This window comes from Deltaproteobacteria bacterium (assembly GCA_016219225.1).
In the GTDB taxonomy this organism is placed as follows: domain Bacteria; phylum Desulfobacterota; class RBG-13-43-22; order RBG-13-43-22; family RBG-13-43-22; genus RBG-13-43-22.
The window spans coordinates 1-12,697 of the sequence record JACRBX010000200.1; the positions used below are offsets into that span (position 1 = coordinate 1).

The following is a 12,697-nucleotide window of genomic DNA, read 5'->3' on the forward strand; positions in this document are numbered from 1 at the left end:
GGAATGACGGTCAAATCAAGGTTTGGTCTTCAAATGGAAAACATTAATTACTCGTTGTCGATACTGAAAACCCCCACTCCCGGAATTGTCGAACTCTGGGAGTCCCCCGGCAGAGCCGGGGGTTTACCTAAAAGCAATTATCCCAAGGTAAAAAAAATCGCTGTATCGAGCCTGATCTTTTCTTTAACAACCCGCAACCCGTAACCCCCTCACAGCCCCAGATAAGCCTTTCTGACGTGATCATTTTCGATAAGGTCACGGCAGGCCCCTTCCAGGGTCAACCGGCCGTTCTCCAATACGCAGGCGCGATCGGACATTTCAAGCGCCTGTTTGACATTTTGTTCAACCAGCAGCACCGTGATCCCTTGTTCCGGCAGGGACCTTATGACTTTAAATATTTCCGAAACGGCAATAGGTGCCAGCCCGTAGGACGGCTCATCAAACATACAGAGTTTGGGTCGTGACATCAACCCCCGGCCGATAGCGACCATCTGTTTTTCCCCGCCGCTCAAGGTCCGGGCGATCTGTCCACTCCTCTCCTTAAGCCTTGGGAATATCGCATAGACCTCCTGGAGAGTCTCTTCTCTCCGGCCCCAGGTCCGGGAAAGATAGGCGCCCATCTCCAGGTTCTCACGGACCGTCATCTCGGGGAAAAGTCTGCCTTCCTGAGGGACCTGAGAAAGGCCCATCTCCACGATCGAGGGGGATTGCCGGCCGTCTATCCGCCGGCCCAAAAATTCTGCGCTGCCCGATGTCCCGGGGACTACTCCGGACAGGGTATTAAGGAGCGTCGTTTTGCCGGCCCCGTTGGCCCCGACCAAAGCAACGATCTCCCCTTCTTGGACCTCGAAGCTGACCTCCCACAGGGCCTGGATCTTTCCGTAAAAAGTAGACAAACTCTTGACTGCAAGCATCGATTTATTCCCCCAGATATACTTCGATCACCGTTCTATTGGTGACGATCTCCTTGGGTGTCCCCTCGGCGATCTTCACACCATGATGGAGCACAATGATTCGGTCACAGATGCTCATGATCGCCTTCATGACGTGCTCGATCATCATGATCGTGACCCCTCTCTGCCGGACTCTGGTGACCAGCTCCATGGCCTCAGCGGTCTCGGTGGGATTGAGACCGGCGATCACCTCATCGAGCAACAACAGCTCCGGCTTGGTAGCCAAGGCCCTGGCCACTTCCAACCTCTTTTGTTGGGCCAGGGTGAGGTCTTTGGCCAGCGTTGTCCCCGGCAGCGACAGCCCCACGAACTCCAGAAGCTCCAGGGCTTCTTGGGTCGCCTCCGCAGGAGACCTGCCGCTCGATGTGCCGAAGATCGCACCCAGGGTCACGTTTTGGTGGACCGACAGGTTTGGGAAGACCCTTACCGACTGAAAAGTCCTGGCCACACCGGTCCTGCAGACCTGATAGGATTTCAAGCCGCTGATCCTCTTGCCCTTAAACCCTATTTCCCCTGAATCCACGGAGATTGCAGCCGATATCAGGTTGAACAGCGTGGTCTTGCCGGCCCCGTTGGGACCGATCAGCCCAACGATTTCGCCCCGGTCGACATGAAAGTCGACCTTCGATATGGCGGCCAACCCCCCAAAAAACTTGGTTACTCCCTTTCCTTCAAGGATTCGCATAGTGCTTAGGCCGGGCCTCCTTTCCTCCACTTTTGTACCAAACCTACCAACCCGCCGGGCAGATACAATATGGCCACAACCAGGATGATACCGAAAATGAGCATATAGTAATAGGGGAACTCGGTTATAAGCACTTCCTCTATATAGGCAAAAATGGCCGCCCCCAATATGGGGCCGTAGAAAGTCCCCATGCCGCCGAAAATGGCCATCAATACCGGCATAAAGGAAAAGAGCGGATTGAAGGCGATGTAGGGGTCGATGTAGGTCCATTTGGTCGCCATGATGGCCCCCGTGGCCCCCATAAAAAAGGCGCTCACGCCAAACATGATTGTTTTGAGAACGGTCACGTTGACGCCGCTATGGGCCGCGGCTTCGTCGTCCTCGCCGATGCTCTTCAGGGCCAAACCGAATTTCGACTCCCGGATCAGGAAGGCCGTGAGCACCAAAACCGCGAGGATGGCGAGCATGACGTAGAAGATGGTCATATTGTCTATGACGATGACGAATCTGCCCCGGGTGTGCGTCAGCCGTACTTCGTACCACAAGATGAGCTGTTGGATCAGCACGACCAGGCCGAAAGTAAATATGGAAAAATAGATACCTTTCAGTCTCAGGGTCAAAGCACCGACCAGCAGAGCGAGACCGCAACTGGCCAGGGCGCCGGCCACGATGACTGCCGGCAGAGGCAGAACCTTTCCCAGTACGGCCGAAGTATAGATGCCGATCCCGAGAAAGGCCGCCGGTGCCAGCGAGATGTTGCCCGTGGGACCGGAAAACATCACCCAGGCTACCGTCAAGGCGACATACATGATGATGGCGGTCACCAGGATGATCGTGTATTCGGACCCGTAAAGGGGCAGTAAAGCAATGGCGAAGAGGATCAGGACCGCCAATCCCCATGCATACAGATTCTTAAGAATAATCGAGGGTGTGTTCATATCGCTACTTCCCCATAAGGCCGGTGGGTTTTATCCAGAGCAGGAGCATGAAGAGCAGGTAATAGGCAGCCAAAGACAACCCCGGCTCTATCTTGGTCACAATACTGCCGATAAGGCCCAGCACGAACCCTCCGATGAAACTGCCCGGGATACTGCCCAGCCCGCCCAGGACGACCACAATGATCGTGATGATCGTGTATTCGAGGCCCATGGTCGTATGAACAGGATAGGACATGCTCACCAGCAGGCCGGCCAGACCGGCCATCAGGGCGCCAAAGCCAAAGCATAAAGCCAGCACCTGATTGATGTTAACGCCCATCAATCCGGCGATGGTCGGGTCCTGGGCCGCTGCCCTGATCGCCTTTCCCAGTCGGCTGCGAACCAGGAAGAGATAGAAGACCACCCCGATGACCACGGCGAAGGCCAGGGTTACCAGGCGATTGGCCGCGAAGAGGGCCCCGAATACATTGACCGGGTAGGCCAGATAGGTATAGGCCCTGATCTCGGTGCCCCAGGCTATGGAGGCTAAGTTCTGAATGATAAAAAGGAGGCCGAAAGAGGCGAGCATCGAATTACCCTCAAAGACAGCCAGGGAGGGCGATGAGGTCCGCAGCCGCTTGAACAGGGTTCTGTGGAGCCCGTAGCCCACGCCGAAGGCAACAGGGCCGCATAAGGCTATGGCAATCAGAGGGTTCAGCCCGAAGGCCCGGTTCAGAGACCAGGTGGTTAAGGCCCCGAGCATCATGAACTCCCCATGGGCGACGTTGAGGACCCGGGCGACGCCGTACTGAAGACTCAAGCCCACGGAGATCAAGGCGTAGATCCCGCCCAACAACAAGCCGGCCACCACCACGTCAAGGATTGTCACAATCATAAAGGTCGGTTCCTATGTTTTTGTTACTCAGGCACAGCAAGGCCAAAATTGGTAGAAGTGCCATTATCAGGGTGGCGAAAATAGGTCCTATAAGTCCTATAAGACCTATTTCCACCCTAATCTTCCTACTTTTTTTCCGGTTTTGGGGCCGGCCAATTCGGCTTGGGATAGATCATCGGGGCCGTGGCCTTGTTCTTGGGGCCTACCACCTCGAATTCTCCCTTCTGCCACTGGCCGATCTCACCGGTGTGGGATTCCTTGTCCAGAAAACCCTTTACAAAGCGTGTCGGTCCAAGGATCGTATTGAAGGTCTCCTTGGCCATGACATCCCGTATCTTCTTGTTGTCAAGGGTCCCGGCCTTCTCGATGGCCTGCTTCCAGAATTCCAGGGCGGCCCAATAGAGCGGATGTCCCCAATAGTCGTGGACCGCCTCGGGCTTGCCTTTATAGAGCTTCTCAAAAAGGGTCTTCATGGCAGGAGAGGTCTTCTTGCTGGCCATGGAAAATCCCAATACGCCATCGGTGGCCGGACCGAATATGGCGTGATAGAAACCGAAGTTGACCCCGGGGCCGCCCAGGAAGACCTTTGGGTTATAGCCGAGTTCCATACACTGTTTGGTGGCCAGTATGACCGCGTCGGGATAGGCGAGAACCAGCAGGGCGTCGGCCTTGGTTGCCTGGGCCTCTTTTAATATGGAGGAGAGATCTTTGATGTCCGGCGGCACGCTTTTCATCCCGACGATGTTGATCCCCTTCTTGGGCAGCTCAATGCCCGCCACGCCGGTATACTCGATGCCGAAGAGGTCGGCCATGGAGATAATGTAGGCCGTCTTAGCACCCTTATCAGCCAGAAGGTCGGCCAGTACCGGTAACTGGTACCAGTCAGAGAAACTTAAGGGGATGAAGAGATAGGGCAGGCTGGCAATCATGTCCCGGATGCTGGTGGCCCCGCCTTCCGCCGATAGCAGTATTTTGTTATACTTATTGGCAATCGGGGCCTGGGCAAAGAGAAACGCCGTACCGCAGGCCGGCCAGAGGAAGTCGACCTTGTCCTGGAGGATCAATTTTTCGGTCAACCTGGTCATGGTGCCCACATCACTTTTGTCATCATAGATCTTTAACTCTATGGGCAGCTTCTTGTTGTAGGCCTTGACGAAGATCCCGCCCTGGGCATTGACCTCTTTTACCCAGGTCTCATAGACCGGTCTGAAGGCCGAGTCTCCGATCTGGGCCATCCAGCCCGAGAGAGGTCTGGACATGCCGACCACGATCTTGTCCTTGGCTTTCGGCGCCGAGAAGGCTGTTAATGGAAATACGACCAGTGAAATCAGTACAATGCTATAAACTGCCTGTTTAAGATATTTCATGTTATCCCCTCCTTAAATAATGTGATAATAATGTCCCCATGAATCCTGATCGGATTCCTTGGCCGTCATCATACTGCGCGGAACCGTTTCTCGGGTGTATCCGGTTTCCTTAAATGCGTATTGTGAGCCCCTTCCCCACCTCCTTCCGTTTTATCCCTTGCCCTCAGAAATCAAAGGTACTGTCCATGGCCTGGTCGCTGATGAGAAAGACCTGGTTATGCGGGGGAAGGGGTTCTTCGTAATAGAACCGGGGCAGTCGGTCATCTTTTTCCGTAAATCCGGCTCTTCGGTTGAATTCCCGCTCGGCTTTCAGCACCCGGATTCCCAGGACCGGGATATCTTCCGGTCCAAACTGGGTGCCGAATTTGGCATTGATCGTTTTCAGAAAGGCCTCAGCCCCTTCACCCTCCACCAGGGCCACAGCGGCCATAAAGCACAGGCCCGTGCAATCAATGGCGGCCATACCGATCTGGAGGTTTCTGGAGGTCTCGACCTGGCCCTCCGGCTTCAATGGATCCAGTGCCCCGGTAAGGTACTCTCCCACCAGGTTGCCGGCCGTGTGATCGGCACCCATGGGGCTGGTGGCATAGGTCACGCCGTTACCCTGCATGGCCCGGGGATCGTAGGCGGCCACGCCCTGACCTTTGACTGCCGGGATGCGGGGATTGTTAAAATGCTGGCCCACGGCCGCCGGACCGCTGCCGATGATCTTTCCCATCTCCGTGGCGCGGGCAATTTCCTCCACCATCTCGATAACGGCCTGCCCATCGCCGAACTTCCGGTACCCGGCATCCATGGCCACCGCCACGGCAATCCCCGTATTCATGGTATCCACGCCGATGTCATCGCAGAGGAAATCGAGCCTGGCGATGATATCCAGATCGGCCACACCGGTCATGCCGCCCAGGGACCAGATCGTTTCATACTCCAGAGAACTGGTGACATATTTCCCCTGCTCATCCACAAACTCATTGGAGCAATGGACGATGCACTGGGCGCAGCCCATATGGGTGGTTTTTCCTCCCCGTTTGGAGATCATCTCAGCCATGGCCTCTCCGCTGATCTTCTCCCAGCCTTCCAGCACCCCTTTCCGGGCGTTGTAGGGGGGAAAGCGCCCATGGCATTGACCGGCGCCACCAGACCGGCGGTACCCAGGGCCGGCATCATACCTCCGCTCATGGGATTGGCCTTCACCACCTTGGCTACAATCCTGGCCGCCTCCTTAAAGGCCTCGGGATCGGCGATGGCATCGGCCGATTTCCCGCCCTGCTCGACGATGACGGCCTTAAGACCCTTGGCGCCCATGACCGCGCCCAATCCCCCGCGCCCGGCAGCCCGGCAGGGACGTCCGTCCACATCCGATGATTGGATGGAAGCGCTGGCCAGCCGGTATTCACCGGCCGGTCCGATACAAATAAGGGCATTCTTCTCCCCATACTGCTTAAGCAGCTTTTCCGTAAGGGCATAGGTCCTCAGGCCTTTATACTCTTGGGCCGAAGACAGACGGATGTCGCCGTTTTTATCCAGTTTGAGCAGGCTGAGTTTGCCTTCCGGGGCCTGGCCCTCAACGATGATGGCCGTAACCCCTAACCGCCCCAGGGCATCGGCAATAGTACCCCCGGCATTGCTCTCCTTGATGCCGCCAGTAAGGGGGCTTTTGGCGCCGATGGACAGGCGGCTGGTATTGATGAGCAAGGTGCCGCTCAAAGATCCCGGGGCGATAATCAGCTTGTTTTCCGGACCTAATGGGTCACATTTGGGCGGTACCTCGGCATTGATCAGGATCGAGGTCAGACCTCTTCCGCCAAGACCCAGGTACTGCTCCGGAACTTCCTCCGTGGTGATCGCCTGGTTGCTCATGTTGACTCGGATAAACTTCATATCTGCCTCCTTAAAAATAGATTATTACCTCATTATGAATTCTGACTACGGGCGTACCACGGCCTTGAGTACCTTTCCCGTTTCCGAATCCTCAGCGGCCTGGTTGATCTGGTCTAACGAATAGAAGGTCATCATCCGATCGAAAGGGAAACGACCCAGCTTATAGAGATCGATGAGCTTCGGGATAAAGAGGTCCGGGTTCGAATCGCCTTCCACAATGCCCTTGATGGTCCGGGCGTTGAGGATGGTTTGCATTACGAGACCCGCCTCCACACCGGGAGGGGCCACGCCAATGAGGCCGCAAACCCCGCCCATCATGAGGGCATCCACGGCCTGGCGAAAAACCTGAGGAATACCGGTGCACTCCAGGGAGTATTCTACGCCATGACCGGTGATTCTCCAGATCTCGGTCACCGGGTCGGTCTCCGACGAGTTGATACTATGGGTGGCCCCGAACTCTTGAGCTGTTCTGAGCCGCTCCGGTTTGACATCCACAGCGATAATCGTGGTGCAACCCACGGCGACGGCCGCCAGGATGGCGCTCTGACCGACTGAACCGGCGCCAAAGACGGCGATGGAAGAACCGACTTCAGGTCGGAGAGTGTTCATGACCCCACCGGCGCCGGTCTGAAGGCCGCACCCCAGAGGTCCCAGCAATTCCAAAGGAACATCTTTGGGCACCTTGACCACATTCCGCTCGGTCGCCAGGGCATGGGAGGCAAAAGAGGATTGGTTGAAGAAAGAACCGTAGATGGGCTGGCTATTTTTTCTCATGGTCGATGACCCATCGGCCCGGACCCCGGCGAAGTTAGACGGAAGGAAGTCGAGGCAATGACTGGGCCGGCCCTTCCTGCAGGAGACGCAAAGACCGCAGGAAAGGTAGCTCATGGCCACGTGGTCACCGGGTTTTACTTTGGTGACCCGCCCGCCGACTTTCTCCACCACTCCAGAACCCTCATGCCCGAACACCCCGGGGAGCGGTACGGGCATATATTGATCCCTGGCTACGAGATCCGTGTGACAGACCCCGGAGCCGGCGATACGGACCAACACCTCCTCTTCCCGGGGATCATCGAGTTCCACCTCTTCGATTCTGAAGGGACCTCCCTTTTCGCGAACAACCGCAGCTTTTATTTTCATGGGCAACCTCCTTGGAGTTAAGGATGCAAAGTTAACCCGTAATAAATAAGCAAAACCGGTGCCAATAGTAAAATCAGGTTTTCTTCGGATAGAACGTTTTAATTTTAAAGGAAAAAAGATAACGAAGCCTGAGCCCGGATAAAGACAGGCTTTCTTATGGCTTGGTCAATTTGAAAATCGTTTCTCATTTTGGTAAAACGACCAATTAAAGGCGGGGGCCGGATTTAAAAATTTGTTGCCGGTTAACACCAAATTCCTTCATTTTTCGGTAAAAAGTACTTAATGGGATATCTAAAGAATTGGCCGCTTCTTTTACGGTGCCAAAACGATTGAGTGATCCGATCAATACCTCCCTGGTGATCGCTTCCAGGGTTTGTCCTGTGACGGCTTCCGGCTCCGATTCAAAAGAGAGATGGTCCGACACATCCTTCAGACCAATGGTCTTTCCGATGCAGAAATTATAGGCACTCTCCAGGCAATTTTTCAGCTCTCGGACATTTCCCGGCCATGAAAATTGGCCTAAAATTTTTAAAGCCTCCGGCTCTACCCCCGTTATGGACCGATTAAATTTCTGGTTCATCTCGCCGATCAGGTAATCGATCAGCAAGGGGATATCTTCTTTCCTTTCCCTCAGGCTGGGAATGAAAAGCTTTACGACATTGATTCTGAAAAAAAGGGCCGGGGTAAAAAGACCTTTTTCCATTTCTTTTTTAAGGTCCACCGAACTGGCGACAATAATGCGGATATTTAAGGGGATGGCATATTTCCCGCCGATCCTGGTCAGCCGGCGCTCCTCGATCACCCTTAATAATTTCGTCTGGGCCGGTTGGTCCATCAGGTGAATTTCATCCAGGAAGATCGTTCCCCCGTTGGCCAGTTCAAACTTTCCCATATTTCCATCCTGCCGGGCACCGGTATAGGCCCCTTTTTCATAACCGAACAACTCACTCTCAATCAGGTCATGGGGGATGGCCGCACAATTCAGGGCAATAAAAGGACCGCTTCCTTGAGGGCTTTCACTATGAATCGCCTGGGCAAACAGCTCTTTTCCAGTCCCCGTTTCCCCTTCAATCAAGATCGTAGATCCTGTTTTGGCCGCCCTTTTGGCCCTATCCACTACCTGTATAATCTGAGGACTGCTCCCGATGATGTTTCTGAAAGTATACCTGGTCATCCTGGGTACCCTTTCAGGGATGGTTTTGAACACTTTCTCTTTTTCGAATTTCAGCAAAAAGGCCATCTCTTGCCCGGCCGGATCGAAAAGCGGTATGGAATCGATAACCAAAAAATCTGAATTCCTGCCGCCCAAGGATATCTTTCCTCCCGACTCTTTGAATAGGAGCTCGATTTTGCTCTTATCCCCCAGGAGGGTCCTGACATCCCTGTTCTTAATTCCCTGGGCATTGACTTTAAAGAACTCTTTGGCCTGCTGGTTCAGATCGATGATTTCTCCCCGGGTATTGACCATCACCAGGATACTGCGGGAATAATCAAAGGTAGAATGATAATAAGAATGGAAGAGCTCCAGTTGGTCTAATTTCTTTTTTATGGAGAGCTCGAACTGGATGGAATTGGCCGTGTTAAACAAAATGGGGATAAGGTGCCTTAATTTTTCCATATCCTTCCAGGCAACGGTAAAATCCAAAGCCCCTAAAAGATTTTTTTCTTCATCAAAGATCGGGCTGGCAATGCAACTGGCCCAGTGGATGTCCTCAATGAAATGTTCTTCGGCATTAACGGCGGCAAAACGGTTCTCTTCCAGGCAAATGCCCGGAGCCGTGGTCCCGATAATCTCTTCTTTAATGGAGCTGCCGATGATGGCTGTTTGTGAACTCTCCTCCATCCTTTTGAAGATCTTCTCATCGCCGGCGAAAGACAGGACGTAGCCGTCTTTATCGGCAAAGAAGATGCCTATCGGCAAAAAGGAGAAAAATTCCTCTATATTTTTATGGTGGGTCTTAAGGATTTGATGGAGATCCGACTGTTCATCGATGCGTTTGCGGATCGCGACCTGATCTATCCGCATCAGAGCCGGCTCTTTTCGAGGATTGACGCGGGCATTCAAACACCGTTCCCAGGATGACCGGATGTTTACCGGTACTTCATGAACACTCCCCCCGGAGACAACTTTGCTCCAGACCTCGTAAAACCCGGTTCTCTGTGCCAGTGCTCTCCTCATAATCTTCACCTCAAAAAACCCTGAATATTCTCTGAATCCGATTGCAATTATTAAAGAATATTAAATATTTTTCAAGACAAAAATAAGTATAATAAAATCAATGAGTAATAGTATATTTTCGGATAGTTGAAACTGCATCATCAATCCGAAAGAAGGTTATGATGATCATAGGGGGGAGATATCCTGGGCCGTTATGCCGGACTATCTCCGGCATCCGGAGAACCTTGAACACTGGATTCCGACTTTCGTCGGAATGACATTATGCGCGATCATTAATGTCGTTAGGTTTAGGTGCCGTTGATTGGAAGCTTGGTCGAATTCGAAGGATAACTTTAGTTGAAAAAAAAGGGCACTATCACACCCTCTGAAAGGCTGAGGAAGAAGGAGAGGCGACCTTGTTATAGTGGGAAAATTGCATGGAAAAGGTAGCCCGGCCCTGGCTGGACGAACGAAGGACCGTGGAATAGCCGAACAGTTGGGACAAGGGGGCCTGGGCTTGAACCTGTTGCACCCTGTTCCTGGGAAAGATCTGTTCGATCTTACCTTTACGGGCGTTGATATCCCCGATGACTTCGCCCAGGAATTCATCGGGGACGATGATTTCCAATTTCATGACCGGCTCCAAAAGCACAGGGGAGGCTTTCAGGCAGCCGTTTCTGAAGGCCAAGGAAGCCGCTACCCGAAAGGCCATTTCAGAGGGTTGATTCTCCATGGTCCGGCCCGACTCCAGAATGACCTTGACGTCGGTGACCGGATAACCGGACAGGACCCCGGAGGTAAAGGCTTCGTTGATGGAAGATTTGATGGCTTCAATCGGTGGCTGGGGCAGGCTGTCTTCCGGGATCATATTGAGGAATACATTTCCTTCCCCCCGGGTATTGGGAATTAAATGCAATCGAACCTGGGCTTGATGGCGGGTGCCCCCCAATTCACGATCAAAAGTTTCCTCCACTTCCACCGCTTCGGAGATGGTCTCCCGATAAACCACCTGGGGTTTGCCGATATTCACCAATAGATTATACTCCCGCTCCATGCGATGCAGTAAGACCTCGAGGTGTAATTCCCCCATACCGGAGATGATGGTCTGACCCGAATCATCATCATATTTGAAGCGGAAGGTGGGGTCTTCTTCGGAAATTTTTTCAAGGACATTAACAATCTTTTCCTGCTGGCCGACGGTCTTGGGCTCGATGGCCAGGGAAATAACCGGTTCATAGATGTCTATGGCCTCAAGGATGACCGGATGATCGAGATCGGTCAGGCTGTCCCCGGTGGTGGTGTTTTTAAGCCCCATGAGACCGATGATATCCCCGGCCCGGGCCTGCTCGATCCGTTCCCGTTTATTGGCATGGATGCGCAGCATCCGGGCGACGCGTTCCCGGATATTTTTAGTAGGGTTCAAAATCTCCTGACCCACATTCAGGATCCCGGAATAGATGCGCAGATAAGTTAATTTCCTCCCCTGGTCCATAGCAATTTTAAAGGCCAGGCCGGAAAAAGGGGCATCGTCGGAGGCCGGGCGGGTTTCCATTTTTTTGCTGATCGGATTTCGACCGGCAACCGAAGGGATATCCATCGGATTGGGCAGAAAGTGGACGATACCGTCCAATAAAGGCTGGACCCCTTTGTTTCGCAGGGCCGTCCCGCAGTAAAGGGGGACAATTTTCAGGTCGACGGTGCCTTTGCGGATAACGGCCAACAGGTCGGGCAAGGGGATTTCCTGACCGCCCAAATACATTTCCATAAGGCCGTCATCCAGGTCGGCCAAGGTCTCCACTAATTGTTCCCGGTGAAACAGGGCCTCGTCCTTAAGGTCCTCGGGTATTTCAATCGTTTCGTACTCCATACCCAGGGTTTCTTCCCGCCAGATAATCCCCTTCATATTCAATACATCGATGGTCCCCCGAAATCCATCTTCCCGTCCCCAGGGCAAATGGAGGATCAATGGACGGGCCCCCAATTTTTCTTTGATCTGGTTAACGGTGTTATTAAAATCGGCACCGATGCGATCCATTTTATTGATGAAAGCGATCTTGGGCACATGGTATCTGTCGGCCTGATGCCAAACGGTCTCGGACTGGGGTTCGACCCCCCCGACGGCACAAAAAACAGCGACCACTCCATCCAGGATGCGTAAGGAACGCTCCACTTCAATGGTGAAATCGACATGCCCCGGGGTATCGATGAGATTAAGGGTATGGCCCAGCCATTGACAGGTGGTAACCGCCGAGGTGATAGTAATCCCTCTTTCCTGTTCTTCGGGCATCCAGTCCATAACGGCCTCACCATCATGGACCTCTCCCATCTTATGGGACCGGCCGGTGTAATAAAGGATCCTCTCGGTCAGAGTGGTTTTGCCGGCATCGATATGGGCCATGATGCCTATATTTCTGGTTTTGCGAAGGCGGGATTCGCCGGCCATAATTTGTCTCTTCCCTTAAAAAGTGGTAGAACTTTAGGCTATTTTTTCAACTTCGTCAAGAGGGGAAATGAACCTTAAAGATGATAGGAAAGTTACAAGATGCAGGATGCAGGTATCAAGTATCAATTAGGGATCAGGGATCGGTTGAAGACAAAGTTGATGCGTTCGTAATAAGTCCAAAAGCGCCGATTTACGTCATTCCCGTGAAAACGGGAATCCAGTGTTTTTAATTAGTTACATATAGCCTGGATTCCCGCC

At 53.2% G+C, this 12,697-nt stretch carries 8 protein-coding genes and 1 pseudogene; all 9 read right to left on the bottom strand.

The genetic code is table 11. The features are described 5' to 3' along the window. Positions 1-209: 209 nt before the first annotated feature. Positions 210-914 (bottom strand): ABC transporter ATP-binding protein, encoded by a 705-nt coding sequence (locus HY879_17040; protein ID MBI5605044.1) that lies wholly within the window; start codon positions 912-914, stop codon positions 210-212. Positions 915-918: 4 nt separating this feature from the next. After that, complete coding sequence (locus tag HY879_17045; protein MBI5605045.1) at positions 919-1,638, bottom strand: ABC transporter ATP-binding protein; 720 nt, start codon at positions 1,636-1,638, stop codon at positions 919-921. A 5-nt stretch (positions 1,639-1,643) separates the two neighbouring features. After that, complete coding sequence (locus HY879_17050) at positions 1,644-2,576, bottom strand: branched-chain amino acid ABC transporter permease (GenBank protein ID MBI5605046.1); 933 nt, start codon at positions 2,574-2,576, stop codon at positions 1,644-1,646. Between the two features lie 4 nt (positions 2,577-2,580). Continuing rightward, positions 2,581-3,450, bottom strand: coding sequence for a branched-chain amino acid ABC transporter permease (locus HY879_17055; GenBank protein MBI5605047.1), 870 nt, complete (start codon positions 3,448-3,450; stop codon positions 2,581-2,583). A gap of 125 nt (positions 3,451-3,575) precedes the next feature. Beyond that, a complete protein-coding gene (locus HY879_17060; GenBank protein ID MBI5605048.1) occupies positions 3,576-4,817 on the bottom strand; it encodes an amino acid ABC transporter substrate-binding protein in 1,242 nt (413 codons plus the stop codon). 163 nt (positions 4,818-4,980) lie between these two features. Continuing rightward, a pseudogene (locus HY879_17065) lies at positions 4,981-6,698 on the bottom strand (aldehyde ferredoxin oxidoreductase). A gap of 45 nt (positions 6,699-6,743) precedes the next feature. Then, positions 6,744-7,838 carry an NAD(P)-dependent alcohol dehydrogenase gene (locus tag HY879_17070; GenBank protein MBI5605049.1) on the bottom strand — a complete coding sequence of 365 codons (1,095 nt, stop codon included), beginning with the start codon at positions 7,836-7,838 and terminating at the stop codon, positions 6,744-6,746. A gap of 205 nt (positions 7,839-8,043) precedes the next feature. Continuing rightward, positions 8,044-10,017: a sigma 54-interacting transcriptional regulator gene (locus HY879_17075; GenBank protein ID MBI5605050.1), complete on the bottom strand. Its 1,974-nt coding sequence runs from the start codon at positions 10,015-10,017 to the stop codon at positions 8,044-8,046. Between the two features lie 355 nt (positions 10,018-10,372). Continuing rightward, positions 10,373-12,439: an elongation factor G gene (gene fusA, locus HY879_17080; GenBank protein ID MBI5605051.1), complete on the bottom strand. Its 2,067-nt coding sequence runs from the start codon at positions 12,437-12,439 to the stop codon at positions 10,373-10,375. Positions 12,440-12,697: the final 258 nt, after the last annotated feature.

Coding starts and splice junctions, on each gene's coding strand:
- HY879_17040 (MBI5605044.1), bottom strand. CDS start 914: ATGCTTGCAGTCAAGAGTTTGTCTACTTTTTACGGAAAGATCCAGGCC.
- HY879_17045 (MBI5605045.1), bottom strand. CDS start 1,638: ATGCGAATCCTTGAAGGAAAGGGAGTAACCAAGTTTTTTGGGGGGTTG.
- HY879_17050 (MBI5605046.1), bottom strand. CDS start 2,576: ATGAACACACCCTCGATTATTCTTAAGAATCTGTATGCATGGGGATTG.
- HY879_17055 (MBI5605047.1), bottom strand. CDS start 3,450: ATGATTGTGACAATCCTTGACGTGGTGGTGGCCGGCTTGTTGTTGGGC.
- HY879_17060 (MBI5605048.1), bottom strand. CDS start 4,817: ATGAAATATCTTAAACAGGCAGTTTATAGCATTGTACTGATTTCACTG.
- HY879_17070 (MBI5605049.1), bottom strand. CDS start 7,838: ATGAAAATAAAAGCTGCGGTTGTTCGCGAAAAGGGAGGTCCCTTCAGA.
- HY879_17075 (MBI5605050.1), bottom strand. CDS start 10,017: ATGAGGAGAGCACTGGCACAGAGAACCGGGTTTTACGAGGTCTGGAGC.
- fusA (MBI5605051.1), bottom strand. CDS start 12,439: ATGGCCGGCGAATCCCGCCTTCGCAAAACCAGAAATATAGGCATCATG.